General features: G+C 71.8%; 23 protein-coding genes and 1 tRNA gene. 11 read left to right on the forward strand and 13 right to left on the reverse strand.

Translation table 11 applies throughout. The features are described 5' to 3' along the window. Positions 1–72 precede the first annotated feature (72 nt). Positions 73–924: a PAC2 family protein gene (locus FO059_RS08690; RefSeq protein ID WP_233266798.1), complete on the forward strand. Its 852-nt coding sequence runs from the start codon at positions 73–75 to the stop codon at positions 922–924. A 30-nt stretch (positions 925–954) separates the two neighbouring features. On the opposite strand, the gene mshC is transcribed toward FO059_RS08690, so the two are convergent. From mshC to FO059_RS08710, 4 genes are all read right to left on the reverse strand, one after another. Further along, on the reverse strand, positions 955–2,199 hold the full coding sequence (gene mshC, locus FO059_RS08695; protein ID WP_143908030.1) for a cysteine--1-D-myo-inosityl 2-amino-2-deoxy-alpha-D-glucopyranoside ligase: 1,245 nt from the start codon (positions 2,197–2,199) through the stop codon (positions 955–957). 97 nt (positions 2,200–2,296) lie between these two features. Next, a complete protein-coding gene (locus FO059_RS08700; RefSeq protein WP_143908032.1) occupies positions 2,297–3,175 on the reverse strand; it encodes an SCO1664 family protein in 879 nt (292 codons plus the stop codon). After that, the gene (locus FO059_RS08705) at positions 3,172–3,765 is read right to left on the reverse strand and encodes a DUF3090 domain-containing protein (RefSeq protein ID WP_143908034.1); all 594 of its coding nucleotides are present in this window, start codon (positions 3,763–3,765) and stop codon (positions 3,172–3,174) included. Before FO059_RS08705 ends, FO059_RS08700 begins: the two co-directional genes overlap by 4 nt. A gap of 50 nt (positions 3,766–3,815) precedes the next feature. Continuing rightward, positions 3,816–4,556, reverse strand: coding sequence for a histidine phosphatase family protein (locus tag FO059_RS08710; protein ID WP_143908036.1), 741 nt, complete (start codon positions 4,554–4,556; stop codon positions 3,816–3,818). A gap of 188 nt (positions 4,557–4,744) precedes the next feature. On the opposite strand from FO059_RS08710, the gene FO059_RS08715 reads away from it, so the two are divergent. Beyond that, positions 4,745–5,680, forward strand: coding sequence for an aldo/keto reductase (locus FO059_RS08715; protein ID WP_143908038.1), 936 nt, complete (start codon positions 4,745–4,747; stop codon positions 5,678–5,680). 58 nt (positions 5,681–5,738) lie between these two features. Here FO059_RS08715 and FO059_RS08720 read toward each other — a convergent pair whose 3' ends face one another. Further along, positions 5,739–6,431 (reverse strand): neocarzinostatin apoprotein domain-containing protein, encoded by a 693-nt coding sequence (locus FO059_RS08720; protein ID WP_143908040.1) that lies wholly within the window; start codon positions 6,429–6,431, stop codon positions 5,739–5,741. A gap of 80 nt (positions 6,432–6,511) precedes the next feature. On the opposite strand from FO059_RS08720, the gene FO059_RS08725 reads away from it, so the two are divergent. The 4 genes from FO059_RS08725 to FO059_RS08740 all read left to right on the forward strand — a co-directional run bounded on the left by FO059_RS08725 (position 6,512) and on the right by FO059_RS08740 (position 10,276). Then, positions 6,512–7,186 (forward strand): biliverdin-producing heme oxygenase, encoded by a 675-nt coding sequence (locus tag FO059_RS08725; protein WP_143908042.1) that lies wholly within the window; start codon positions 6,512–6,514, stop codon positions 7,184–7,186. Positions 7,187–7,272: 86 nt separating this feature from the next. After that, the gene (locus tag FO059_RS08730; protein ID WP_143910590.1) at positions 7,273–8,253 is read left to right on the forward strand and encodes a heme/hemin ABC transporter substrate-binding protein; all 981 of its coding nucleotides are present in this window, start codon (positions 7,273–7,275) and stop codon (positions 8,251–8,253) included. Then, the gene (locus tag FO059_RS08735) at positions 8,250–9,347 is read left to right on the forward strand and encodes a FecCD family ABC transporter permease (RefSeq protein ID WP_143908044.1); all 1,098 of its coding nucleotides are present in this window, start codon (positions 8,250–8,252) and stop codon (positions 9,345–9,347) included. The genes FO059_RS08730 and FO059_RS08735 overlap by 4 nt, the downstream gene beginning before the upstream one ends. After that, positions 9,344–10,276 (forward strand): heme ABC transporter ATP-binding protein, encoded by a 933-nt coding sequence (locus FO059_RS08740; RefSeq protein WP_143908046.1) that lies wholly within the window; start codon positions 9,344–9,346, stop codon positions 10,274–10,276. The genes FO059_RS08735 and FO059_RS08740 overlap by 4 nt, the downstream gene beginning before the upstream one ends. On the opposite strand, the gene FO059_RS08745 is transcribed toward FO059_RS08740, so the two are convergent. Genes FO059_RS08745 through FO059_RS08755 form a run of 3 tightly spaced genes read right to left on the reverse strand, consistent with a single transcriptional unit; the run spans position 10,228 to position 14,412 of the window. Continuing rightward, positions 10,228–12,171, reverse strand: a complete 1,944-nt coding sequence (locus tag FO059_RS08745) for an ABC transporter ATP-binding protein (protein WP_199257027.1) — start codon at positions 12,169–12,171, stop codon at positions 10,228–10,230. The genes FO059_RS08740 and FO059_RS08745 overlap by 49 nt on opposite strands. A gap of 14 nt (positions 12,172–12,185) precedes the next feature. Further along, positions 12,186–14,030, reverse strand: coding sequence for an ABC transporter ATP-binding protein (locus tag FO059_RS08750; RefSeq protein ID WP_143908050.1), 1,845 nt, complete (start codon positions 14,028–14,030; stop codon positions 12,186–12,188). Next, on the reverse strand, positions 14,020–14,412 hold the full coding sequence (locus tag FO059_RS08755) for a hypothetical protein (RefSeq protein WP_143908052.1): 393 nt from the start codon (positions 14,410–14,412) through the stop codon (positions 14,020–14,022). The genes FO059_RS08750 and FO059_RS08755 overlap by 11 nt, the downstream gene beginning before the upstream one ends. A 318-nt stretch (positions 14,413–14,730) precedes the next feature. Here FO059_RS08755 and FO059_RS08760 point away from each other — a divergent pair, with 318 nt between their 5' ends. From FO059_RS08760 to FO059_RS08770, 3 genes are read left to right on the forward strand one after another with little or no spacing between them, the layout of a single operon-like run. Further along, a complete protein-coding gene (locus FO059_RS08760; protein ID WP_143908054.1) occupies positions 14,731–15,846 on the forward strand; it encodes a YncE family protein in 1,116 nt (371 codons plus the stop codon). An 8-nt stretch (positions 15,847–15,854) separates the two neighbouring features. Then, complete coding sequence (locus FO059_RS08765) at positions 15,855–16,991, forward strand: quinone-dependent dihydroorotate dehydrogenase (RefSeq protein WP_143910591.1); 1,137 nt, start codon at positions 15,855–15,857, stop codon at positions 16,989–16,991. Next, entirely contained in the window at positions 16,988–17,440 is a 453-nt protein-coding gene (locus tag FO059_RS08770; protein WP_233266779.1) for a hypothetical protein, read from the forward strand. Before FO059_RS08765 ends, FO059_RS08770 begins: the two co-directional genes overlap by 4 nt. A gap of 63 nt (positions 17,441–17,503) precedes the next feature. Here FO059_RS08770 and FO059_RS08775 read toward each other — a convergent pair whose 3' ends face one another. Together FO059_RS08775 and FO059_RS08780 are read right to left on the reverse strand one after the other, a co-directional pair. Further along, positions 17,504–18,034, reverse strand: a complete 531-nt coding sequence (locus tag FO059_RS08775; RefSeq protein WP_143908056.1) for a YbhB/YbcL family Raf kinase inhibitor-like protein — start codon at positions 18,032–18,034, stop codon at positions 17,504–17,506. A 104-nt stretch (positions 18,035–18,138) separates the two neighbouring features. Continuing rightward, on the reverse strand, positions 18,139–19,521 hold the full coding sequence (locus FO059_RS08780; protein WP_143908058.1) for a M20/M25/M40 family metallo-hydrolase: 1,383 nt from the start codon (positions 19,519–19,521) through the stop codon (positions 18,139–18,141). A gap of 352 nt (positions 19,522–19,873) precedes the next feature. Here FO059_RS08780 and FO059_RS08785 point away from each other — a divergent pair. After that, a tRNA-Leu gene (locus FO059_RS08785) sits at positions 19,874–19,959 on the forward strand. Positions 19,960–20,238: 279 nt separating this feature from the next. Here FO059_RS08785 and meaB read toward each other — a convergent pair. The 3 genes from meaB to mutA are packed head-to-tail and all read right to left on the reverse strand — an operon-like array spanning position 20,239 to position 25,414. After that, complete coding sequence (meaB, locus tag FO059_RS08790; protein ID WP_143908060.1) at positions 20,239–21,240, reverse strand: methylmalonyl Co-A mutase-associated GTPase MeaB; 1,002 nt, start codon at positions 21,238–21,240, stop codon at positions 20,239–20,241. 8 nt (positions 21,241–21,248) lie between these two features. Then, the gene (gene scpA, locus FO059_RS08795; protein WP_143908062.1) at positions 21,249–23,519 is read right to left on the reverse strand and encodes a methylmalonyl-CoA mutase; all 2,271 of its coding nucleotides are present in this window, start codon (positions 23,517–23,519) and stop codon (positions 21,249–21,251) included. 2 nt (positions 23,520–23,521) lie between these two features. Then, a complete protein-coding gene (gene mutA, locus FO059_RS08800; RefSeq protein WP_143908064.1) occupies positions 23,522–25,414 on the reverse strand; it encodes a methylmalonyl-CoA mutase small subunit in 1,893 nt (630 codons plus the stop codon). A gap of 170 nt (positions 25,415–25,584) precedes the next feature. Between mutA and FO059_RS08805 the strand changes: the two genes are divergently transcribed. Beyond that, positions 25,585–26,364 (forward strand): TVP38/TMEM64 family protein, encoded by a 780-nt coding sequence (locus tag FO059_RS08805; protein ID WP_233266778.1) that lies wholly within the window; start codon positions 25,585–25,587, stop codon positions 26,362–26,364. The last annotated feature ends 73 nt before the right edge of the window (positions 26,365–26,437 follow it).

A 26,437-nucleotide genomic window follows, 5' to 3' on the forward strand; every position in this document is an offset into this window, starting at 1 on the left:
GATGAGCGCGGCGCCCGGCCGCGGCAGGGCGCCCGGCGCCGCCGCGACGGGGACCAGGTCGACGACGGGCCGATCGTGGTCGCCGCCTTCGAGGGCTGGAACGATGCGGCGGACGCCGCGACCGGGCTTGTCGAGCACCTCGCCTTGATCGGCGGCGCTACCCCGCTGGCCGAGCTGGACTCGGAGGGCTACTACGACTATCAGGTCAACCGGCCCACGATCTCGCAGGTGTCGGGCGTGACCCGTCGGATCGAATGGCCGTCCACGCGGATCACGCGGTGCCGGCTCTCCCCCGGCGGCCGCGAGCTGATCCTGGTGCACGGTATCGAGCCGAACCTGCGGTGGCGCGCGTTCTGCGCCGAGCTCCTGGATCTCTTCGTGCAGGCGGGAGCCGCCGAGGTCGTCACCGTGGGCGCGTTGCTGGCGGACACCCCGCACACCCGCCCGGTGCCGATCACCGGCAGCACCCACAGTGCGGCCGCGGCGAAGCTGTACGGGCTGTCCGGCAGCGACTACGAGGGGCCCACCGGGATCACCGGGGTGCTGCAGGACGCGTGCGTGCGTGCCGGGATCCCCGCCACCACGCTGTGGGCGGCTGTCCCGCACTACCTTTCGCAGCCGCCCAACCCCAAGGTGATGGTGGCTCTGTTGCGGCGTCTGGAGCAGGTTCTCGGTTTCGAGATCCCGGCGGGCGACCTGCCACGGCAGGCCGAGGAGTGGCAGGACACCGCGCGCGAGCTCACCGAGGAGGACGAGGACATCGCCGAGTACGTGCAGGCGCTCGAGGAACGCGGGGACGAGCAGTCCGACATCTCCGAGATGCTGCGCGCCGTCGACGGCGACGAGATCGCCGCGGAGTTCGAGCGCTACCTGCGCCGGCACGGGCCCGGGCCCGGATCCGACCCGGGCGGCCAGGGTTCCTAGCGGCCCGGGCGCCTCGGCGCCCGCTCGAAGCTAGTCCGCGAGCCGCACGCCGAGCAGGGCGTCGACCGCGTCGGCGATGCGCGCCGGCGCCTGCGCGTCGCTCCCGATGCCCGCCGCCACGTCCGTGGCCCACGCGTCCACCGCAGTCAGCGCCTTGGGGGTGTCGAGGTCGTCGGCCAGATGCTGACGCAGGCGGGCGACCGTCTCGTCGGCGACCGGGCCGGTTGAAGCGGACACCGCGGTGCGCCACCGGGCCAGCCGCTCGCGCGCGGTGACGAGCAGCGCGTCGGTCCAGAAGCGGTCGGTGCGGTAGTGCGCGTCGAGCAACGCCAGCCGTATGGCCATCGGATCCTCCCCCGCCTCCCGCAGCCGGGAGACGAGCACGAGGTTGCCGAGGCTCTTCGACATCTTCTCGCCGTCCAGGCCCATCATGCCGGTGTGCACGTAGTGCCGGGCGAAGCGGCTGTCGCCCGTCGCGGCCTCGGCGTGCGCCGCGGAGAACTCGTGGTGCGGGAAGATGAGGTCGCTGCCGCCGCCCTGGATGTCGAAGCCGCTGCCGATCCTGTTGAGCGCGATGGCGGAGCATTCGATGTGCCAGCCGGGGCGCCCGTCGCCGAAGGGGGACGGCCAGGAGGGTTCGCCCTCGCGGCGGGCGCGCCACAGAAGCGCGTCGAGGCTGTGCCGTTTGCCGGGACGATCGGGGTCGCCGCCGCGCTCGGCGAAGAACCGATCCATCGTGGGGCGGTCGTAGCCGGACTCGTACCCGAACTGCTCGGTGGCGTCGATGCTGAAGTAGACGTCGGGGAATTCCGGGTCGTCCACCACGTAGGCGGCGCCGGAGGCCAGCAGCTTCTCCACCATGGTGATGACCTCGTCGATGGACTCGACGGCGCCGATGTAGTCGCGCGGCGGCAGGATGCGCAGCGCGGCCATGTCGGTGCGGAACAGCTCGGTCTCACGGTCGCCGAGCGCGCGCCAGTCGATGCCGTCGCGCGCGGCACGCTCGAACAGCGGGTCGTCCACATCGGTGACGTTCTGCACGTAGTGCACTTCGTGCCCGTTGTCGCGCAGGACCCGGCCTGCAACGTCGAAGGTCAGATAGGTCGCGGCGTGGCCCATGTGCGTGGCGTCGTAGGGCGTGATGCCGCAGACGTACATGCCCGCCACCCGGCCTGGGGCGACCGGACGGACCGATCGATCGGCGGTGTCGTAAAGGCGGAGCGGCGGGCCGGAGCCGGGGACTGCGGGCACGGCGACATCGGTCCAGGACTGCATATGCGCCAGCCTATGCGGTCCCGCGCCGGGCGGCCGAAGGGGATGCCGGGTCGGTGCGCAAGGCCGACCCGTCCGGACCGTATGCGTGCGCCGCGGTTCAGAACGGCGGCCAGGGGATGGCGTGGGCGGCTGTGGGCCCCGGGTGCATCCCCGACTCCGTCAACCCGTCGATCCGCCGGGCCAGCGCCTCGACTTCCCGCAGGGTGAGCAGCTCGTCGAGGGCGTCGGCCAGCGGCGTGCTGCGGCGCCGGAGGCCGTCGCCGAGAGCGGCCACGTCCCCGAGCAGCTCCGGGGGGATCGGTCGGTGCGCCCAGCCCCAGAGCACGGTGCGGAGCTTGGAGTCGCCGTGCAGGCAGATGCCGTGGTCGACCCCGCGCAGCCCGCCGCCGGGTGCGCACAGGATGTGGCCCGCCTTGCGGTCCGGGTTGTTGAGCACCGCGTCGAGGACCGCGATCCGCTGCAACCGCTCGTCGTCCGCGTGCGCGAGCACCACTTGGCGGCCGGTCATGTCCTCGGCGGCGAACACGGGCAGGTAGCCGGCGGGCACGGAGTCCGCCGGGAAAAGGTCCACCAGATCGGTGGCGGAATCCAGGACGACGGATCGGCCGTCGGCATCCCGCCCGGACGGCGCCTCGATCCATTCCTGCACCATCCCCCAACCGTGCGGGCCGCTGCGCAGCTCCGTCCGCGGGATGATTTCCCACCCCAGCGCGGTGCTGATCAGGTACGACGCGTACTCACGCTCGGCGAGCGTGCCGTCGGGGAAGTCCCAGAGCGGTCGCTCGCCGAGGACCGGCTTGTAGACGCAGCGGACCTCGCTGCCCGGCGCGTCGAGGCGGCACAGGAACGTGGCGTTGCTGGCGGTGGTGAGCCTGCCGATGATCTCGATTGGCGCTGTCGCCAGCGGTGCGTGCTCACCGCCCGCAGGACGGGAGTCGCCGGAGTGGGCGGCATCCCGGGGTGCGGGCACCGTCATGGTTCATCGTCCGGCTTCTGCAGGTCGCTGAGCTCGATGCCGCGGTGGTACCCGTTGGTGCGGGCGCAGATGTGGCCGGCGGGGTCGAGTGGCCTGCCGCACAGGGGGCATGGCGGCCGGCCGGCGTCCACGATGAGTTCGGTGCGCGCGGAGAACTGGCGTGCCTCCGCCGGAGCCAGGAAGACCCGGACCGTGTCGGGACCCTCGTCGGTGTCGTCGAGCACCACCGACTCGTCCAGCGGAGTCTCGGTGACGGCGAGAAGCTCCACCACGACCGCGCCGGCGTCGGCCTCCCAGCCCAGGCCCATCGTGCCCACGCGGAACTCCACGTCCACCGGCATCTGCAGCGGCTCCAGGTCGTCGACGTCGACGTCCGTGGGCGGCAGTTCCGCGCCGAACCGCCGGTGGACCTCGCCGAGCAGCGCACCGATGCGCTCCGCCAGAATCTGCACCTGCTGTTTCTCCAGGAGGACGCTGACAAGCCGGTTGTCCTGGCTCACTTGGAGATAGAACGCACGGTCGCCGGGCTCGCCCACCGTCCCGGCGACGAAACGGTCCGGGCTGCGGAAGATGTGAATGGCACGTGACATGGCACCTCCAATCTATGGCCTTCGGCTGCGGCGGGTCATGGCAGCCCCGCTTATATCTCACCGCCGGGGACGCCGGCGGTGAACGGGGAGGCGGCGGCGCCGTCCGGGGACGGGCCGTCGTCGTCCGCGCATTCCGGCCTCCCCTCCCGCGCGTCCCGGTGGTTCCGCGCGAGCCCGTCGAGCGCGGACCCGGTGTCGTTCAGATGCTGCACTATCGGGCGGGCCTCGGTGTACCGGATAACGCTGATCGCCCCCGGCACCGTGGCGATGCGCTGGAACCCGTCAAGGTGCATCCCCAGGGCGTCCGCCAGGATCGACTTGATCACGTCGCCATGCGTGCACGCCACCCACAGCGCGTTCTCGCCGTGCTCGGCGCGCAGCCGTGCGTCGTGCGAGCGGATCGCCCCCACGCTGCGCGCCTGCACGGCGGCGAGGCATTCGCCGCCGGGGAACGTGGCCGCGGAGGGTTGCTGCTGTATGACGCGCCACAGCGGCTCAGCGACCAGTTCCGAGAGCGCTCGCCCCGTCCACTCGCCGTAGTCGACCTCGGCCAGCGACTCGTCGGTGTGCGGCTGCATGTCGTGGGCTTCGGCGAGCGGGCCGACGGTCTCGATGCAGCGCTGCTGGGGCGAGGAGATGATCGCCACGATGGGCAGGCCGCCGAGGCGCCGCGCGGCCCTTTGGGCCTGTGCGCGGCCGGTCTCATCGAGGCCGACGCCCGGGGTGCGGCCCGCCAGGGTGGCCGCGGTGTTTGCGCTGGAGCGCCCGTGGCGCAGCAGAATCACCGTCATAGCCGCCACCCTATGCGCTCGGCGCGGCGCGGGCGGCCGCCCCGAGCGCGCGGGTTAGGGTGCTGTGGTCCGCGCTGCCCTGACTGGGCGGCGCGGCGCGCCGCGCGGGTCGGCGGCGCGGACGATGACGACGAAGTCGATGGGAGTGCAGTGCACCGACGCTGGTCCGCGGCGAGGAGGCCCGCGGCGTGAAGGAGACGAATCTGGGCCGCAGCGGCCTGCGGGTCTCGGGGCTGGGGCTTGGGACGCTCGCCTGGGGCAGGGAGACTGCCGGCGATGAGGCCGCCGGGCAGCTGCGCGCGTTCGCCGAAGCGGGCGGCAATCTGGTCGACACCTCCCCCGCGTACGGCGACGGGGCCGCCGAGGCCGTGCTCGCGGAGCTGCTCGAGGACGTGGTGCCCCGCCGTGAGCTGGTCCTCAGCAGCGCGGCGGGCATCGTGCCGTCGGCGCCCGCGGGCGCGCGCATCGACTGTTCACGCCGCACGCTGCTGCACCAGCTCGACAACACCCTGCGGTCGTTGGGCACCGATCACCTGGACCTGTGGCAGATCGCGGCGTGGGACCGTCGCACGCCGGTGGAGGAGATCGTCGACACCTGCGACTACGCGGTCCGGACCGGCCGGGTGCGCTATACGGGGGTCCGCGGGCACTTCGGCTGGCAGCTCGCGACAGTGGCGGGAGCGGCCCGCGGCGCGCACATGGTGGCCGCGCAGGCCGAGTACTCGCTCCTCGCCCGCGGCGTCGAGGAGGAGCTGGTCCCGGCGGCGCACCACCACGGCATGGGGCTCCTCGCGGCGGTTTCGCTGGCCGGCGGCGTGCTCACGGGCAAGTACCGGGACGGCGTGCCCAGCGACTCGCGCGGCGCCGACCCGGCGCGGGCGGAGATAGTCCAGGCATACCTGCACGAGGACGCGGTGAGCGTGATCGACGCCGTGGTCACCGCGGCGGACGGGCTCGGCACTTCGCCGCTGGCGGTGGCGCTCGCGTGGATCCGCGACCGTCCGGGCGTGGGCAGCGCCATCGTCGGTGCCCGGGACATCGCGCAGCTGACGGGAGTGCTGGTGGCCGCGGATCTGACGCTGCCGCCGGCGATCACCGCGGCGCTCGACGACGTGAGCGGCTAGAGCCGGATCGGGCTGGCAGAGCGGTTGCAGCGGGCCCGTGCCCGATCCGGCGCGCCGGTCAGGACCCCTGCTGTCCGCGCCGACGCACCCCGGCGGTGATTCCGCCGACGACGATCAGTGCGACGACGACCCCTCCGACAGTCCACCAGACGACGGCCGACGAGCCGTCGGAGTCCTCTGCCGCCGCCTGGTCGGAATCGGCGGCCGGCTCGCCTGCCGCCGCGTCGGCCTGCCCGGCGACCGCCTCCGTTCCTGCGGCGGCGAACGTGACCGGCACGCCGGTGACCGTGCCGAAACCGTTGCGGTGGTCGTAGAACAAGGTGATCGAGCACTCCGACTCGGTGCAGTCCACCGGCGTGCCACCCATCGAGGTGCCGGCGGCGACGGAGCTGAGCTCCGCGGTGAAGGTTCCGTCGGGGGCGATGGGGGTCGTTGCGCCCCGGCCGTTGGAGACCCAGAGCTGCGATCCGGGCACCGCCCGGTCGCCCGCGCAGTCAGGCCCGGCGGGCCCGGTCGTCCCGGTGACGCAGGTGGCCACGTAATAGCCGGCCTCGGGGTCGAGCCGGCTTCCCTCCACGGTGATCGTCTCGCCCGCGGCCAGCCCGTCGGTCTTGCTGACTGTCAGTTTCGGGCCGGCCGCCGCGGGGTCGGCGGCCGCGGCCGTACCCACGGCGAGAAGCGAGCCGGCGGCGACTGCGCCTACCGCGGCCGAGGCGGCGGCGCGACGCAGGACGGTGTGGGGGCGGTGCATGAGAAACCTCGCTTCATCCGATGTTGAAGGCTAGGCTAACCTAGTTCGAGTTGGACGACTGTGACAGGGGACCGATCGACATGACCATTGAGGACACCACGCAGACCCAGGGGCTCGCGGCACTGGTCAAAAGCCGTACGGACGACGCGCACCGTGCGGCCGAATCGTCATCGTTCATGGCCGACCTGCTCGACGGCGCGCTGCCGGAGGCGGCGTACATCGAACTCGAGGCCCAGAGCTGGTTCATCTACCGTGCGCTCGAAGCGGGCGGGCGTTCGCTGGCCGACGACGCCCTGGTGGCCCCCTTCCTCGACGACGCGCTCCTGCGCCTTCATGGGCTGGAGCAGGATCTGGAGCATCACCTCGGCGCCCGGTGGCGCGAGTCGATCTCGATGCTGCCGTCCACCGAGCGGTACGCCGGGCGCATCGCCGAGGTCGTCGACACCTGGCCCGCGGGGTTCATCGCGCATCACTACCTGCGATACCTCGGTGATCTCTCCGGAGGCCAGATCATCCGCACCAAGATGTCGCGCGCCTACGGCTACGACACGGACGGCGTGCGCTTCTACGTCTTCGACTCGATCGCCAAGCCCAAGCCCTACAAGGACCGGTACCGCGCGAAGATGGACGCATTGCCGATCGGCGGTGCGGAGACCGAGCGGTTCATCGCCGAGGTGGCCGACGCCTTCCGCCTGAACCGGGACCTGTTCGCCGATCTGGGCGAGCGTTACGTGCGGAGCGGAGCCGCAGTGTGAGACCGCGGTCCGACTCAGGCCGCGCGCCCGCGGCCGGGGCACTCAGGCGGCGACTGAGCGTCACCAGCGCCGCGCTGCTCGTGGCGATGGTCGCCGTGCTGGCGGCGGGCTGCAGTGCACCGGGGCCGACGGGTGCCGGCGGCGCCGGGGACGGCGCGGTCACCGCCACGATCGGCGACCTCGACCCCGAGCCGATCGGCCCTCCCCCAACGCCTCGGCTCCCGGTCACGGTGGGCTCGCAGGACGGCGCGGAGGTCACGGTCACGAGCGCCGACCGCATCGTCGCGGTCGACCAGTACGGGACCCTCGGCGAGACGGTGTTCGCGCTGGGGCTGGGCGGCAACCTGGTCGGCCGGGACACCGCCACCGACTTTCCGGCCGCGGCCGGCATCCCCAACGTCACCCCCGGCGGCCACTCGCTCAACGCGGAGGCGATTCTGGCGCTGCGCCCGTCGGTGGTCCTCACGGACTCGAGCATCGGACCGCATGCGGTGCAGGAGCAGATCCGCGCTGCCGGGGTGCCGGTGGTCTACTTCGACGGCGAACGCACCCTGGACACGACCACGGACATGATCCGAGAGGTCGGCCGCACGCTCGGCGTGCCCGCGGCAGGGGACGCGCTCGCCGAGCGCACACAGCAGCAGATCGATCAGGCGCTCGCCTCGGTGCCGCAGCAGCAGGACCCGCCGACCATCGCATTCCTGTATCAGCGCGGAGCGGCGATCTCGATGCTCGGCGGACCGGGCAGCGGTGCGGACGACATCATCAAGGCGGTGGGCGGGATGGACGCCGGCACCGCGTCGGGACTGACCGCCGCGTTCACGCCGGTCACCGCCGAGGCGCTCATCGTCGCCGCGCCCGACGTGATCCTCATGATGTCCGGCGGACTGGAATCCGTGGGCGGCGTGGACGGGCTCGTGCAGATGGCCGGGGTCAAGCAGACGCCGGCGGGCGAGAACCGCCGCGTGATCGACATGGACGATTCGGTGCTCCTGAGTTACGGGCCGTCCACCGGAAGAGTCATCGGCGCCCTCAGCGAGGCGCTTTACGGCGAGCAGGCCCGGTGACCGCGACGACCGACAGGCCCGCTCCCCCGGGACCGGGGGCTCCGGCGGCCCGCAATCCCCGCCGTAGGCGCACCGTCATCGTGCTCGCGATCACCGCAGTCACCCTGGTGGTTCTTGCCGTGGTCGCGGCCTGCCTGGGACAGGTTCCCGTGAATCCCGGCGAGGTGGTGGGGTCGGTCCTGCACCGCGTCGGCATCGACTGGTTCGCCATGCCCTCGCATCCCAACGGTGACGCCGCCCTGTGGGAGGTGCGCTTCCCCCGCGTGGTCCTGGCCATTCTGGTGGGCGCCAGCCTCGGGTGCGCGGGCGCCGTCCTGCAGGGCGTGTTCGCGAACCCTCTCGCGGAGCCGGGCGTCATCGGCGTCTCCGCCGGTGCGGCCGTGGGGGCGAGCTCGGTGATCCTCATCGGCGGCGCGTTCTCGTCGAGCTGGGCGATCGCCGCGGCCGCGTTCGCCGGGGGCCTGGGCACCACGCTTCTGGTGTATGGGCTTGCCCGCGCCGACGGCCGCACCGAGGTGGTCACCGTGATCCTCACCGGCGTCGCGGTCAACGCGGTCGCCGGCGGCCTGATCGCCTACTTCACCTTCGTCGCCTCCCCCGCGGCCCGCGAGCAGATCGTGTTCTGGCAGCTCGGCACACTCGGCGGTGCCGACTGGGACGCCGTCGCCGTGGTGGCGCCGCTGGCCGTCGTGGGCGTCGGCGGCTCCGTGCTGCTGGCGCGCAAACTCGACCTGCTCGCGCTCGGCGAGGGGCCCGCGCGGCACCTGGGCGTGGACGTGGAGCGGGTGCGCCGGTGGGCGATCGTCATCGTGGGCGTGCTCGTGGCGGCCGGCGTGGCGTTCACCGGGATCATCGCGTTCGTGGGCCTCGTGGTGCCGCACGCGTTCCGCATGCTCATCGGCCCGTCGCACCGCATGCTCATCCCGGCGAGCACGATCGGCGGCGCCGTCGTTCTGCTCGCGGCCGATATCGGCGCCCGTACGCTGGTGGGCAATGCCGATCTGCCGCTCGGCATGCTCACGTCGCTGGTGGGCGGCCCGTTCTTCTTCTGGCTTCTCCACCGGACACGCAAGTCGCAGGGAGGATGGTCATGAGGCTCGCGGACGTGCTCCATCCGCGCCGGGCGCGGCGCGGTGCCCCCGCGCAGGCGACCACGGCCGCGCCGGACGGCGGGCGTGCATTATTGCAGGCCCGCGGCCTGAGCGTGGCCCGCGGTGAGCGGACCATCCTGGCGGACGTGGACGTGGACGTCACGGCCGGCCGGGTGCTGGCCCTGGTGGGGCCCAACGGCGCCGGAAAATCCACCCTGCTCGCCGCGCTGGCCGGAGATCTTCCGCTGTCCGCAGGCGGTGCGGTCATCGACGGACGGCCTGTGCGGGACTGGTCGGCAAGCGAACTGTCACGGCGGCGCGCGGTGCTCCCGCAACAGCATCGGGTGGGCTTCGGCTTCACCGTGGACGAGATCGTCCGGATGGGGCGTGCCCCTTGGGCGCGTACCGACAGGGCGATGGATGACGACGCCGTCGTGGCCGAGGCTCTGGATATCTGCGACGTCGCCGGCTTTCGGGACCGTTCGTTCGTCACGCTCTCCGGCGGCGAACAGGCACGGGTCGCGCTGGCCCGCGTGCTCGCCCAGGAGTGCCCCGTGGTGATGCTCGACGAGCCCACGGCCGCGCTGGACCTGCGTCACCAGGAGACGGTGATGCGGATCGCGGCCGAGCGCGCGCGGGCGGGCTCTGCTGTGGTGGTGGTGCTGCACGACCTGGGCCTGGCCGCCGCCTACGCCGACCGTGTCATGGTGCTCGCCGGCGGCCGGACCGCCGCCGACGGGCCGCCGGAGGAGGTGCTCACCGATGCCCTGCTGAGCGCGGTCTACCGGCACCCCGTGGACGTGCTGCCGCACCCGCACGGCGGACGCCCGCTCATCGTCCCGCGCCGTCGCGCGCCGCTGGGCAGCGGGACGGCGCCGGACGGTCAACCCGCGGTCGACCCGGCGAACTGGGCGGAGTACAGCCGCGCGTAGGGGCCGTCCGCAGCCGCCAGTTCTTCGTGCGTTCCGGACTCGACGATCGCGCCGTGCTCCATCACCAGGATCAGGTCCGCGTCGCGGATCGTCGAGAGGCGGTGGGCGATGATGAAGCTGGTGCGATCGCTGCGCAGCGCGCTCATCGCCTCCTGCAGCAGCACCTCGGTGCGGGTGTCCACGGAGCTGGTGGCCTCGTCGAGGATGAGGATCGACGGCGACGCCAGGAAGGCCCGCGCGATGGTGATCAGTTGCTTCTGCCCCGCGCTGACGTTGCCGGCGTCCTCGGTGATGACGGTGTCGTAGCCGTCGGGAAGGTGCGCCACGAAGCTGTCGACGAAGGTGGCGCGCGCCGCCTCGAGCATCTGGTCCTCGGTGGCACCGAGGTCCCCGTAGAGGATGTTCTCGCGGATGGTGCCTTCGAACAGCCACGTGTCCTGGAGCACCATTCCGATGCGCGACCGCAACGCGTCGCGCGGGACGTCGGTGATGTCGACGCCGTCGATGCTGATGGCACCGGAGCGCAGCTCGTAGAACCGCATGATGAGGTTGACCAGCGTGGTCTTGCCGGCTCCGGTGGGGCCGACGATCGCGACCGTGCGTCCCGGCTCCACGTCCAGCGACAGGTCTTCGATGAGCGGGGTCTCCTCGTCATACCGGAACGCGACGTCGTCGAATCGCACGTGACCCTGCACCGGAGCCCCGCCGAGGAACCGGGCGGCGGCCGAGTGGCGTCCGCCCTCCTCGGCGACGGCCTCCGGGGACATCTCCTCCGCGTCGAGGATCCCGTACACGCGCTCGGCGGAGGCCAGTCCCGATTGCATCCTGTTGGCCATCGACGCGATCTGGTTGATCGGCTGGCTGAACTGGCGTGAATACTGGATGAACGCCTGGACGCTGCCCAGGCTGATGGTGCCGTTGGCGATGCGCAAGCCGCCGACGACGGCCAGCACCACGTACATGAGGTTGGACACCAGCGACATCATCGGCGAGATCATGCCGGACAGCAGCTGCGCGCCGAAGCTGCTCTTGACGAGAGCGCCGTTGACCTCGGTGAACTGGCCTTCCATCTCCTTCTGGTGGCCGTATACGCGCACCAGGGCGTGGCCGCTGTACGTCTCCTCGACGTGGGCGTTGAGCCGCCCGGTCTCCGCCCATTGCTGGCGGAACAGCGGCTGGGCCTTCTTCGCCACGATCGTGACGAGCAGCAGCGACACCGGAATGGTCGCCAGCGCGATCAGCGTGAGGATCGGCGAGAGGAAGAACATCAGGGCGAGCACGCTCACCACGGTGAGAGCCGAGGTGATCAGCTGATTGATCGTCTGCCCCAGCACGGTCTGCATGTTGTCGACGTCGTTGGTCACGCGGCTGAGCACCTCGCCGCGCGGGGTGGAGTCGAAATAGCGCAGCGGCATCCGGTGCAGCTTCTCCGAGACCTTCCGGCGCAGCCGGTACACGGTCTTCTGCACGACGGTGTTGAGCAGGTACGCCTGCGCCCAGGACAGTGTCGCCGCCACGACGTACAACGCCAGGATCACCAGGATGATGCGGGTGAGCGCGTCGAAGTCGATGCCGGCCCCCGGCGTGAGGTCCATCCCCGCGACCATGTCGGCCTTGGTCATGTCGCCCTGGCTGCGCAGGACCTCCACGGCCTGTTCCTTGGTGGTGCCCGGGGCGAGGGTGCGGCTGATGGCGCCGGAGAACAGGACGTCGGTGGCGCGACCCATGATCAGCGGCGCCACCGCGCTCATGCCGATCCCGATGACGGAGATCAGCAGCACGGTGAAGAACCGCAGCTTCTCGGGTCCCAGCTCGCCGATGAGCCGGCGGAAGGTCTGCCGGAAGTGCTTCGGCTTCTGCGCCGCGCCGGCGGCGGCCCCGGGCGCCCCGGGCATGGCTGCTGGTGCGCTCACGGCTCCACCTCCGTCGGCTGCTGCGATTGGACGATCTCCCAGTACGTGGGGCATTCCACGACGAGGTCCTGGTGGCTGCCCACTCCCACCGTGCGGCCGTCCTCGAGCACCACGATCTGGTCGGACTGCGCGATCCGGGCGACACGCTGACTGACGGTGATCACGGTCGCCTCGCCCCGCGCCTCGGAGAGCGCCTGGTACAGCGCGGCCTCGGTGCTCAGGTCGAGCGCCGAGAAGGAGTCGTCGAACAGGTAGATCAGCGGGCGGCGGACGACCGCGCGCGCGATGGTCAGACGCTGGCGCTGGCCGCCGGAGAAGTTGGTTCCGCCCTGCGAGACCGGCGCGTCCAGGCCCTCCGGCAGCGCGCGGACGAACTGCTCGGCCTGGCTGATGCGCAGCGCCTCCCACATCTCGTCCTCGGTGGCGTCGGGCTTGCCGAAGCGCAGGTTGGAGGCCACGGTGCCGGAGAACAGGTACGCGCGCTGCGGAACCAGCCCGATGGACCTGCACATGGTGTCCTGGTCCTGGAGCCGCACATCGATGCCGTCCACGAGCACGGAGCCGGCGGTGGCGTCGAACAGTCGCGGGATGAGCGACAGCAGCGTGGACTTGCCGCTGCCGGTGCTGCCCACGATGGCCGTCGTGGTTCCGGGCCGGCAGCTGAAGGTCAGGTCGGAGAGCACCGGTTCGTCCGCGCCGGGGTAACCGAAGGCGGCCTCCGAGAACTCGACGACACCCACCGGAGACGACGGCGACTTCGGGTCGCGCGGATTGCGGACCGACGACTCGGTGCGCAGCACCTCGCTGATGCGCTCGGCGCTGACTGCGGCGCGCGGAACGAGCACCGCCATGACGACCGCCATCATCACCGACGAGAGGATCTGCATGACGTACGCGATGAAGGCCGTCATCTGGCCCACCTGCATCTCGCCGTCGTCGATCAGGTGCGCGGCGAACCAGAGCACCGCGACGCTGGTGAGATTCGAGATGATCATGATCGCGGGCATCATCATGGCGAAAAGCCTGCCCGCGGACAGCGCCACCGAGGTGAGGTCGCTGTTGGCGGTGTCGAACTTGTCGCGCTCGAGCTGCTCCCGGACGAACGCGCGGACCACGCGCATACCGGTGAGCTGCTCGCGCATCACCCGGTTGACCCCGTCGATGCGTGCCTGCATCCGCCGGTAGAGCGGCACCATCAGGGCCATGATGACGGTGACCACACCCAGGAGCAGCGGCACGGAGATCACCAGCAGCCAGGACAGCCGGGCGTTCTCCCGCAGCGCCATCACGACGCCGCCGATCGACATGATGGGGGCGGTGGTCAGGATGGTGGCGCTGATCATGACCAGCATCTGGATCTGCTGGACGTCGTTGGTGTTGCGGGTGATCAGCGACGGCGTGCCGAACTGCGCGAACTCGCGGTCCGAGAAGGTCGTCACCTGGTGGTAGAGACCGGATCGCAGATCGCGGCCGACGCTGGTCGCGGCCTTCGCCGCGCAGTACACCACGCCGACCGCGCCGATGGCCTGGGCGACGGTCACGAGCAGCATGAGCCCGCCGGAACGGAGGATGAAATCGGTGTCGCCGCGGGCGATGCCGTCGTCGATGATCCGCGCGTTCAAGGTGGGCAGGAACAGCGCCATCGCGGCGCTGAAGATCTCGAGGACGACCACGCCGATCAGCAGCGGGATGTACGGGCGCAGGTGCGTGCGCAGCAGCCGGAGCAGGCTCGCCCGTTCACGGCGGCCCTTGCCTCGGGCGGCCTCGCCGTCTGCGGGCCCGGCAGCGCCCGTGGGCGGCCGGCCGGCGGCGGGCTCGGCGGCCGGGTTGTCAGATGCCATCGATGACAGACCCCAGCTTCCCGAGCAGCGTGCGGACGACGGTGGGATGCTGCCCCGCCGTGTACTCGGTGCGTTCCGCCTCCGCGAGCGCGTCGCGGACCAGCGCGGTGACGCTGCGGGCGTCATCGAGGTCGACGTCGGTCACCGGGAGCTCGGCCACCGCCGCGACGTCCTCCGGCCCCGGCACCGGGGCCTTGCGCCCGGCGCGGTACAGCTCCAGCCGCAGGACGGTGCGGCGCACCTGGAAGGCGAAGTCCCGGCCGCCGTACGAGCCGAACCCGTGCGCGGACGGGCCCGAGGAGATGTCCTCGATGACGAATGACGAATCCGCTGCAGCGTCGTCGTCCGGCGGATGGCCCGCCGCTGGATCGCCCGTGCTCATTCGTCTCCCAGCGTGCTCGTGTGCGGGGCGGAGTCGTCTGCGCCAGGCGCGCCCGTATCCTCGTGTGCGGGATCCGCGCGTCCTGCCCGGTGCAGCGCCTACTCCGTTTCGGTCACAGGCAGACTCTATGTGATCACCTGTCGGGCCGGTGCACCGTCACCCGGAAGGGACGCTGCGCCGCTCCGCCCGCCGCGCGCGGCGGGCGGAGCGGCGCGCAGGGCGGAGCGGCGCGTGCCCCGCGGTCCATCGGGAACGCCCGGGCTGAAACAGGCGGGCGTTCCTGCGAAAACGTATTGATCCAGCACACGGATGCAGGCGGTGACGACGAAGGTGACCGGATACAGGTCCACTGACTCAGCGGGCGCGGTGCGCGGCAGGCTCCTCCCTCGGTGGAGCCGCGGCGCGGCCGGGACGGGACGCAGGGCCGCGGCGGCGGCGCTGGCCGCGGCGGCGCTGCTCGCGCTGTCCGCCTGCGGTTCGTCGGAGGGGCGGCCGGACGTGCCCACCAGAGTGCCGGCGACGCCGGTCGCCGGACCCGGCTCCCCTGCGGCACCCGCCGGGGAGGTCGTCGTCCGCACGGCGGACGTGCAGGCGCTTGCGGCGGCCGGCGACGGACTGCTCGCGGTGCAATCCGCTGAGCCGTCGTCGATCTCGGTGTACGCGGCGGACGCGCCGGCCGACCCTCTTCGCGTCGTCCCGGTTCCAGCGGGGGCGGCCCCGATGGTGCAGGTCGCCGGCGTGGGCGCGCAGTCCTCCCCGCCCGTCGTCGTCGTGCCGGTGCCCGGCGGGATGCTCCGGGTGAACCTGGACTCCGGCGCGACCGACACCGGGGACATCGGCGGGGATGCGATTTCGGCCACGGCTCTGCCGGGCGGCGGGTACGCCGTCGGCACTGCAGACGGCACCGTCTACATCCTGGGCGCCGATCTCGCGGTCGAGCGGACCGTCACCGGATTCGTATCGGCCGACTCGCTCGCAGCGTCGGGCGACGCGCTGCTGGTGTTCGACGCGCACCAGACGTCGATCACTGAGGTGGATCCGGCGACCGGCGAACACGGCGCCGCGCTGCGGGTGGGCAAGGGCGCCACGCGCATCATCGCCGACGGTTACGGACGTGTGATCGCGCTCGACACCGACGGCGGCCAGATGCTGGTCTACGGGCTCGATCCGCTCATCAACCGCCAGCTTGCCCCCATCGGCGCATCGCCGGCCGCGCTCGCCGCGGATCCGGCGCGCGGGCTTGTGTGGGTGACCTTCACGGGCACCGACGAGGTGGCGGCGTTCGACCTGTCCACCGGTGAGCCCGTGGAGAAGCACCGCTACCCCACCGTCGCGTTCCCCACGTCCGTGGCGGTGGGCGCCGACGGTGCCGTGTACGTCGGTTCCGGTCGCGACGGCGGCGTAGGACGCATCAGCGCGGAGCTGATCCGATGAACGGACGGCTGTACGCGCTGGTATTGCGGGCACTGTTCCGGATCGACCCGGAGCGCATCCACCACCTGAGCTTCCGCGCCATCCGGCTCGCGACGGCACTGCCGGGTGTCGGAGCCTTGATCGCGCGGGTCCTTTCCGCCCGGGACCCGGCGCTGCGCACGCGGGTGTTCGGAGTCGACTTCCCGGCCCCGCTGGGCCTCGCCGCGGGCTTCGACAAGAACGCCGAGGGGATCGCAGCCTGGGGGCCGATGGGATTCGGCTTCGCCGAGGTGGGCACGGTGACCGGCCGCGCGCAGCCCGGCAATCCCGCCCCCCGGCTCTTCCGCCTGCCCGCTGATCGGGCGCTGGTCAACCGGATGGGCTTCAACAACGAGGGCGCCGACGCCGCCGCGGTGCGGCTGCGGGCGCGCCGTGGAGGGGTGCCCGTCGGCATCAACATCGGCAAGACCAAGGCCGTCCCGGTGGACGAGGCCGCCGACGATTACCGCTACAGCGCCGCGCTGCTGGCGCCGTTGGCGGACTTCCTCATCGTCAACGTCAGCTCGCCCAACACGCCCGGGCTGCGGGACCTGCAGGCGGTGGACACGCTGCGTCCTCTGCTGCAGACGGTGCTGGCGGTCGCCCGGACGCCGGTGCTGGTCAAGATCGCGCCGGACCTGGCGGACAGCGACATCGACGCGGTGGCCGACCTGGCGGTCGAACTGGGCCTGGCGGGGATCGTGGCGACCAATACGACGATCTCACGGGACGGGCTGGCGACGCCGGCGGCCGAGGTGGAACGCATCGGCGCCGGAGGGGTCTCCGGCGCGCCGGTGGCGGACCGTGCGCTGGAGGTGCTCCGGCGCCTGCACGCGCGGGTGGGCGATGACCTGGTGATCGTGTCGGTCGGCGGTATCTTCACCGCCGAGCAGGCCTGGCAGCGGATCACTGCGGGCGCGTCGCTGCTGCAGGGGTACACGGGCTTCATCTACGGCGGGCCGTTCTGGATGCGGCGGATCCACCGCGGCCTCGCGCAGCGGGTGCGTGCCGCGGGATTCACGTCGATCGCCGACGCGGTGGGCACCGATACGGTGGGGAACGTCGGCGGCGCCGCGCCCGCCGGGACCGGTACGGCGGAGGACACGGGAACGGAGGCGGGACGATGACCTACGGCAAGGACCCGAGCGATCACGGCACCGAACCGACCGCCGGCGGCGATGCGACGACCGAGCAGCGGATCGCTGCGGCCCGGGCCTACATCGATGCGTTGGTGTCGCATGACGCGTCGGCCGTGCCTCTCGCGCCCGACGCGGTGCGCTACGAGATGGGATTGAAGACGGGGCGCAGCGGCGCGCACATCGCCCGGAGTCTCGAGCGCGGTCCCCAGTTCCGGGTGATCGAGGGCGTCCGCGACGTCACCGCGTGGCGCGAAGGCGAGACGGTGCGGACGCGCTACGCCATCGACACGACCGTGCTGGGCGTGAACCTGGTGGTCGCGCAGGTCACGGAGGAGTTCGAGGTGCGCGGTGACGCCGCGATCCACCGCATCGACGCGCGCATCCGCCCCCGCCCGGGGCCGGTGTTCAGGCGCCGCGGGCGGGGGCGGAAGGGCTGACCCGGGGGCTGCGCCGCTTCCCCGGTCTGCGGCGCTTCCCCGGTCTGCGACCTCCGGGGGACCTCAGTCCTGTTCGCAGGTGCCGACGATGTAGGCGCGGCCGATGGCATGCGAGAAAAGTTTGAATCCCAGCACCGTCGGGGTGGTGTCGGCGTCGAGCCCCAGGCTCGGCACGTCCACGGCGTGCACGGCGACGTAGTAGTGGTGCGGGCCGTGACCGGCCGGTGGGGCGGCACCGATGTACCGGGCGGCCCCCGCGTCGCTGCGCAGCTGGATCGCGCCGCCGGGGAGTCCGCTGCCGTCGTCGTCCCCGGCGCCCGCCGCCAGCGACGTGGTGCCGACGGGGATGTCTGCGACAGCCCAGTGCCAGAACCCGGCGGCGGTGGGGGCGTCCGGGTCGAAGACCGTCACGGTGAAGCTCTCGGTCTCGGCGGGGAATCCCGACCACGACAGCTGCGGCGAGACGTCCTCGCCGCCGGCTCCCATGATCCCGCTGACCTGGGCCCGGGCGAGCGGGCCGCCGTCGGCGATGTCTTCGGAGGTCAGTGTGAAACCGGGCAGCGCCGGCAGGTCGTCATAGGGGTTGCGGCTCATTGCGCGTCCTTCCGTGCGGATCGGGTTCTGTCAGTGCGGCCCGGCCGGATGCCGGCGGGTCGCGGTGGTCCGGGCGCGTCCGCGGCCCGGCAGGGTATGCGGGACTAGCTGTGGCGCAGGAAGTGATCGAGCACCCGGGTGCCGAATCGAAGTGCCTCCACGGGTACCCGCTCGTCGACCCCGTGGAACAGCGCGGCGAAGTCGAGTTCGGGCGGCAGGCGCAGCGGCGCGAAACCGAAGCAGCGGATGCCCAGCTTGGCCAGGGCCTTCGCATCGGTGCCGCCGGAGAGCATGTACGGCACCGTTCGGCCCTGCGGATCGTGTGCCAGGATCGCGGCGTTCATGGCGTCGACGAGATGCCCGTCGAAGGTGGTCTCATACGAATCGAGGTCGGTGATCCATTCGCGCTCGATGGCGGGCCCCAGGATTTCGTCGAGCTCGGCCTCGAACGCAGCGCGGCGCCCGGGCAGGATCCGGCAGTCCACCACGGCCTGCGCGGTCTGCGGGATCACGTTGGCCTTGTACCCGGCCGCGAGCATCGTGGGGTTGGCGGTGTCGCGCAGCGTGGCGCCGACGATTCTTGCGATGCTGCCCAGCTTGTCCAGCCGCCCGGCGATGTCGTCGGCACCGGGATCGAACTCGTAGCCGGTCTCGGAGGAGACAGCAGCGAGGAACTCGGCGACCGAGTCCGTGACCACCAGCGGGAACTCGTGCGCGCCGAGCCGGGCGACTGCAGCGGCCAGCGCGGTCACCGCGTTGTCCGCGTGCAGGAACGAGCCGTGACCGGGCTGGGCGCGCGCGGTCAGGCGCATCCAGCACAGACCCTTCTCCGCGGTCTCCACGAGGTACAGCCGCTTGTCTCCTCCGGCCGTGGAGGGGACGGTCAGGGAGAACCCGCCGACTTCGCCGACAGCCTCCGTCACGCCCTCGAAGAGGTCGGGCCGGTGCTCCACCAGCCACTGCGCGCCGAACTTGCTGCCGGCCTCCTCGTCGGCCAGGAAGGCGAAGACGATGTCCCGGGGTGGGACGACGCCGGAACGCTTGTACTGGCGGGCCAGCGCGAGCATCATGCCGACCATGTCCTTCATGTCCACCGCGCCGCGGCCCCAGACGTAGTCGTCCTGCACGGCGCCGGAGAACGGGTGCACCTGCCAGTCGGCGGCCTCGGCGGGCACCACGTCCAGGTGCCCGTGCATCAGCAGGGCGCCGCGGGTGCCGTCTGCCCCTTCGAGGCGCGCGAAGACGTTGCCGCGGCCGGGGGCGCCAGATTCGACGTAGGTGGTGGCGTAGCCGGCATCCTCGAGCTGCGCGGCGACCCACTCGGCCGCCTCGCGCTCCCCCATCGTCGTCTCGGGCTCGCCGGTGTTGGTGGTGTCGAACCGGATGAGCCGGCTGACGAGGTCGACCACCTCCGCCTCCGCGGCCGAGGCGGAGGCCTCCGTGCCTAATCCGGCGGGGCGATCCTGTGCAGGCTTGTCCGGGTCCACGCCCCCTTTCCTACCACCCCGGAGCGGCCCGCAGAGCGCGCACACCGGGGTTCGCAGCGCCCCGCTGTCGCTGAGCACCGGATTTGGGAAACCCCGCAGCGATCGGTTAGTCTGATCCGGCAGCAAGCGCAATCCCCTGCCCTGAACGCAGGCAGCCGAGAAACCGGGCTGCCGTGAACATGGGCATCCGTGAACTCGGACATCGGGGATCGGGCACAGCCGTTGTCAATGGAATTCTGTTGTTGACGGAGGGTGCCCGTTTCGTCTGCTGTGATCGTCTTCTGTTCGTGCAGGTGCGGTCGGCCCGTTCAGGGCTGTCTGATAAGTTGTACGGGCGCAGATGAGAGTGCAAGCGCGAGTGGCGGAATGGCAGACGCGCTAGCTTGAGGTGCTAGTGTCCTATTAATGGACGTGGGGGTTCAAGTCCCCCCTCGCGCACTCTGAGTTGAGACAGACGCACGCGGCCCCGGATCAATGATCCGGGGCCGCGTGCGTTCTGCCCTCCGACAGGTATCCGTGCCGTGAGTGCTCACAGGGTCTGCGGACCGGTCTGCGCCGCGCATGCCGCGCGCAAGTTCACTCGGGCTTCCACGCCGACGCGCTCGCGGGGTGCAGAACCGCTCGCGAGCCCGACCCAGAACGGCCCGCGCCGAAGAACAGAACCGCCCGCGGACGGCCGGAAGCGTCGTCCGCGGGCGGAGCCGTGTCAGCGCCGGGCTATCTGTGGTCGAACGCCTCCAGGATCGCCTGCGATGCCAGCGCCGCGGTGAGCGTGCCCTGGCGCACGCGCTCTTCGATTCCGCCGCGCGCCGCCTTCACGTCGGCGTCGTGCAGCAGCCGGTCCAGGAGCTGCTCGTGCACCATCGACCACGTCCAGTCCACCTGCTGACGCGCCCGCTTGGCATCGAACTCCCCCGCCTCCTTGAGCACCTGCGCGTGGCGGAGCACCGTGTCCCAGAACTCCTCGACGCCCGAGCCCTCGCGGCCGCTCATCGTGATGACCGGCGGCTGCCACAGCGCATCGTGGGGGTGCACCAGCGACAGCGCCCCGGCGAGCTCGCGCGCGGTGCGCTTGGCTTCGATGACGAACTTGCCGTCTGCCTTGTTGACCGCCACCATGTCCGCCAGCTCCAGCACGCCCTTCTTGATCCCCTGCAGCTGGTCGCCTGTGCGCGAGAGCGTGAGGAAGCAGAAGATGTCGGTCATGTTCGCCACCGTCACTTCGGACTGGCCGACGCCGACCGTCTCCACCAGGACGACGTCGTATCCGGCGGCCTCGAGCAGGACGATGGTCTCACGGGTGGCCTTGGCGACCCCGCCGAGCGTGCCGGCCGTGGGCGACGGGCGGATGAACGCGTCGGGGCTGGTGGACAGTCGCCCCATCCGCGTCTTGTCGCCGAGGATCGAACCTCCGGTGCGCGTGGAGGACGGGTCGACGGCGAGCACCGCCACCCTGTGCCCCTGCTCGATCAGGTTGCTCCCCAGCGCGTCGATGAAGGTGGACTTGCCCACTCCCGGCACGCCGGTGATGCCGACGCGGTGCGAACCGCCGGACTCGGGCAGGAGCAGCATCAGAAGCTCCTGCGCCAGGGCGCGGTGATCCACCCGCGTCGACTCGACCAGGGTGATCGCCCGGGACAGGTCGGCGCGCCTGCCCGCCCGGATGCCTTCCGCCAGGGCGCCGACGTCGATCGCCGGGCGCGATGGTGCTGTGGACATCGGGCGGATCACTCGCCCCCGGCCGCGGAGTCCGTGAGGTCGTGCCCGAGCCGCTTGCCGAGCTTGGTCAACAGCTCCGAGGCGGCGTCGGCGATCACCGTGCCGGGCGGGAAGATCGCCTCGGCTCCGGCCGCGTAGAGCTCGTCGAAGTCGCCGGGCGGGATGACGCCGCCGACGATGACCATGATGTCCGGTCGTCCCACCTTCTCCAGTGCGGCCCGCAGCGCCGGAACCAGGGTCAGGTGGCCCGCGGCGAGCGACGACGCGCCGATGGCGTGCACATCGTTGTCCGCCGCCTGCTGCGCGACCTCCTCCGGGGTCTGGAACAGCGGGCCCACGTCGACGTCGAAGCCCAGGTCGGCGAACGCGGTGGCGATCACCTTCTGGCCGCGGTCGTGCCCGTCCTGGCCCATCTTGGCGACCAGGATGCGCGGGCGCCTTCCCTCCGCGTCGGCGAACCGCTCGACCACCGCCACAGCGTCGGAGATGTTGCCCACGGACCCCGCCTCGTCTCGGTATACGCCGGAGATCGTCTTGATCTCGGCCTGGTGCCGACCGTAGACCTTTTCGAGCGCGTCGGAGATCTCACCGCCTGTGGCCTTGGCCCGTGCCGCCTTGATGGCGAGCGCGAGCAGGTTGTTGCCCAGCCCGTCCTCGCCCGCGCGCTCGTTGTCAGCCGCGGCGCGCGTGAGGTCGGCGAGCGCAGCGTCCACCTCGTCCTGGTCGCGCTCGGCGCGCAGCCGGGCGAGCTTGTCCAGCTGCTCGCGGCGCACCTGCGAGTTCTCGACCTTGAGCACGTCGATCTGCTCGTCGGCGTCCACGCGGTACTTGTTGACGCCGATCAGCGGCTGGCGGCCCGAGTCGATGCGCGCCTGCGTGCGGGCGGCCGCCTCCTCGATGCGCAGCTTGGGGATGCCCTCGCTGATGGCCTGCGCCATGCCGCCGGCTTCCTCGACCTCGCGGATGTGGGCGCGGGCCCGCTCTGCCAGCTGGTGGGTGAGCCATTCGACGTAGTCGGAGCCCGCCCACGGATCGATGGGCCGCACGGTGTTCGACTCCTGCTGGATGAGCAGCTGGGTGTTGCGGGCGATGCGGGCCGAGAAGTCGGTGGGCAGCGCCAGCGCCTCGTCCAGCGCGTTGGTGTGCAGCGACTGGGTGTGCCCCTGGGTGGCGGCCATCGCCTCGACGCAGGTGCGTGCCACGTTGTTGTAGACGTCCTGGGCGGTCAGCGACCAGCCGGAGGTCTGCGAGTGGGTGCGCAGCGAGAGCGATTTGGGGTTCTTGGGCCCGAACTGCTCGACCAGCTCGCTCCACAGCAGCCGCGCGGCGCGCAGCTTGGCGACCTCCATGAAGAAGTTCATGCCGATGCCCCAGAAGAACGACAGGCGCGGCGCGAACGCGTCGATGTCGAGCCCGGCGTCCAGGCCGGCGCGGATGTACTCGACGCCGTCGGCGAGGGTGTAGGCCAGCTCCAGGTCGGCGGTGGCCCCGGCCTCCTGGATGTGGTAGCCGGAGATGGAGATCGAGTTGTACTTGGGCATCTTCGTCGACGTGTACGCGAAGATGTCGGAGATGATCCGCATCGAGGGTTTGGGCGGATAGATGTAGGTGTTGCGGACCATGAACTCTTTGAGGATGTCGTTCTGGATGGTCCCGGCCAGCTTCTCCGGCGGCACGCCCTGCTCCTCGGCCGTCGCCACGTAGAGGGCGAGGATCGGCAGCACGGCGCCGTTCATCGTCATCGACACGGACACCTTCGACAGGTCGATGCCCTCGAACAGCTCGCGCATGTCCAGAATGGAGTCGATGGCCACGCCCGCCATGCCCACGTCGCCCTGCACGCGCGGGTGATCGGAATCGTAGCCGCGGTGGGTGGCCAGGTCGAAGGCCACCGAGAGGCCCTTCTGCCCGGCCTTGAGGTTGCGCCGGTAGAACGCATTCGACTCCGCGGCGGTCGAGAAGCCCGCGTACTGACGGATGGTCCACGGCTGGTTGACGTACATCGTGGGGTAGGGGCCGCGCAGGTACGGCGCGGCGCCGGGGTGCGAGTTCAGCGGGTAGCCGGCGGCGACGGCCTCGTCGCGGTCGGCGCGGGTGTACACCGGCTTGACGTCGATGCCCTCGGGCGTGGACCAGGTGACCTGCTCGGCGGTGTAGCCGTGGGCCTCCGCGCCGGCCCGGATCATGCCGTCGGCGTCGTGGGCGGTGGCCGCGGCCGCGTCGGCGGGCGCCTCGAGCGGGACGTCGGCGAACGAGGGAACCTGCTGTGTGTCGGTCATGTTCACTTCACTCCCAGCGCGTCGAGGAGGCCGGTGAGGGTCTCGACGGCGTCGATCTTCATGGTCAGGAAGCCGTCCGGGCGCTCCCCCGCGTCCGCCGGCCACGCCTTCTCCGGCCCGGCGAGCAGCACCTTGCCGGCGCCGGCGGCGCGCAGTGCCGCCACGGTGGCCGGCGCTTCGTCGGCGAAACGGGCGTCGGTGCCGCAGACCACGGCCACGGCGGGCGAACGCTCGCCGGCCGCCTCGAGCGCGTCGGTGAGCGTGTCCGCGGTGACGGTGCCGGTGCTCTCGGCGGCGATGCCCCCGGAGGCGAGCAGGTTCGACGCGAAGCTCGTGCGCACGTTGTGCTCGGACAGCGGCCCGAGGGCCACGAGAACGGCGCGCGGCCGTGCCCCCTGTGCGGCGAGATGCGCGTCCGAGCGGTCCCGCAGCGCCTCGAACCGCGCGGAGTACCGGCGGACCTCGGCGAGGCGGGGCGCGCCTGCGGCGGGCACCGCCTCGTCGAGGTTCGGGAACTCGTTGACCCCGGTCACCGCGGTGACGCGGCGGGCGATGTCGGCCTCGCGGCGGGCCGCCACCGTGTCGATGCGCTCGCCGAGCACCCCCGACGCGGTGGATGCGCGGAAGCCGCCGTCGGCCTCGATCCGCTGGAAGTCCTCCCACGCGATGCGGGCCAGGTCGTCGGTCAGCGATTCGACGTACCATGACCCGCCTGCCGGGTCGAGCACCTGGCCCAGGTGCGACTCCTCGAGCAGCAGCAGCTGCGTGTTGCGGGCGATGCGGGCGGCGAACGTCTCGGAGGTGCCGAGTGCGCCGGCGGGCAGCGCGGCGTCGAAGGGCAGCACCGTGACCCGGTCCGCCCCGCCGACGCCCGCGCCGAAGGCGGCGAGGGTGGTGCGCAGCATGTTCACCCACGGGTCGCGGCGGCTGAGCATCGCGGCCGAGGTGACCGCGTGCTGCGGCGCCGCTCCGGCCTCCGGAGAACCGAGCACCTGGGCCACGCGCGCCCAGAGGCGGCGCGCGGCGCGGAACTTGGCGATGGACGCGAACTGGTCATCCGTGGCGGACAGCCGGAATTCGATCTGGCCGAGCGCGGCGGCGGTCGTGAGCCCCCGCGCTGTCAGCTCGCGGACGTACTCGACGCCGGCGGCGACCGCGGCGGCGAGCTCCTGCGCGTCGGACGCGCCGCGGTCGTGGAAGGCGGTTCCGTCGACGGTGATCGCGCGGATCGCGCCGGGACGTCCGGCCGCGTCGGTCGCGAGCACGGCCAGCGCGTCGGCGTCGATGCCCTCGGTGCCGGTGGCGAACAGATCCGTCAACGGTGCCGCGCCGAGGCTCGCGCGGACGCTGCCGGGGCGTTCTGGGGGCGTTTCGTCGAGGTGGGCGAACAGGGCGGACGCCGCCTCGGCGGTGCCCGCTCCCGCGTCGATGGCCACGGGGGCCAGGTCCAGGTGCACGCCGCGCAGCACGGCGGCGAGGTCGCCGGCGGCCACGGCCCCGGGGCCCACGGCCAGGGTGACCGCGCTGACGCCGTTGGTCAGCGCGTCGAGGATCCGATCGTTGAGCGCGGCCGGGTCTGCGGACCCGCCGTCGTCGCCGAAGCGCGTATCGACCAGCCAGCCGACGGTGACGTCGCGGGTGGCGTCGCCTCCGCGCACGTACGGGAAGCTGCCGGGCAGGGGCTGCTCGGCCCGTTCGTCCGCCACCGTGTAGAGCGGGGCGATCTCCGCGCCGTCGTATGTCGTGGCTTTGAGGAGCTCTTCCGGGCCCGCGGGAAGGTCCGCAGGATCGATTCTGCGCCCCTTCGCGAGCACCGCAGCGGCCGCTGTGCGCCACGCGGAGTAGCCGGGGTCGTCGGGTGCGCTCACCGTCGCGCCGGTCGTCGAATCCGTCATTTCGCCGATGTTAGTCGGAGTACCTACTGTCGCCCTCCCCCGGTCTCGCTTCGGGCGCGGGCCGCGTACGCACGACTTTTGTTACCGACGGGTATGAACGGTGGGCGGCGACTGCGGGCGGCGCGCCGCGGCGGCCCGCCGTCGGGTTCCACCGCGTATTCTGGTCGATCGTGGACTTCCGAGGGTTTCAGCGGCATCGCGCCTCGCCGGTGGCGCGGGTCCGGGCGGGGCTGTCTCCGCGGACGCCCGCGGGCCGTCGCCGTATCGCCGCCCTGGCGTTCTTCGCGGCGGTCGCCGTCGCGGCGGCGGCACTCGGTCCCGGGTTGTCCCCGGAGTACCTGGCCGAGTGGGCCGCGGGTGCGGGTTGGTGGCTCCCCGTCGCGTTCGTCGCGTTGCACGCTGTGGTGTGCACCGCCCCGGTGCCGCGCACGGCGTTCACCGTCGCCGCCGGCGTGCTGTTCGCCCCGCTGTGGGGCGTGGTCCTGGCGCTGACGGGCAGCCTGCTGGCCGCGTTGATGACGCTGTGGGCCGGGCGGGCCCTCGGCCGCGACGCCGTCCGCGCCCGGTTGACCCACCCCGGCGTGCGGAAGGTCGACGAACGGCTGCGCAGACGCGGCTGGCTCGCCGTCGTATCGCTGCGCCTGATCCCGGTGGTGCCGTTCTCGGTGCTCAATTACTGCTGCTCCGTCTCAGGCGTGCGCGTGCTGCCGTTCCTTGCGGCGACCCTGGTGGGCAGTCTCCCGGGGACCGTGGCGGTGGTGTATTTCGGCAATGCGGTCAGCTCCGGCGGCGATGGGTCCTCGTTTGCGCTGACCGCGGTCGCCGTCGCAGTGGGAATCGTGGGGCTGGTCGTCGACGCGCGTTGGGACTCGTGGCGGGGCAGTCCCGGTGTGCGACCGACCGCGGATTCGTCAAGTGCAGAGGCCTGCCCCGACCCAATCAAGTCATAAACCTTTACTTGATTAGATCAAGTGTTTAGGGTTGACGGTGCAGAGGCGGCCGAGGCGCCGCCCCCGGTCCGCA

The organism is Tomitella fengzijianii, from assembly GCF_007559025.1.
Taxonomy (GTDB): Bacteria; Actinomycetota; Actinomycetes; order Mycobacteriales; family Mycobacteriaceae; genus Tomitella; species Tomitella fengzijianii.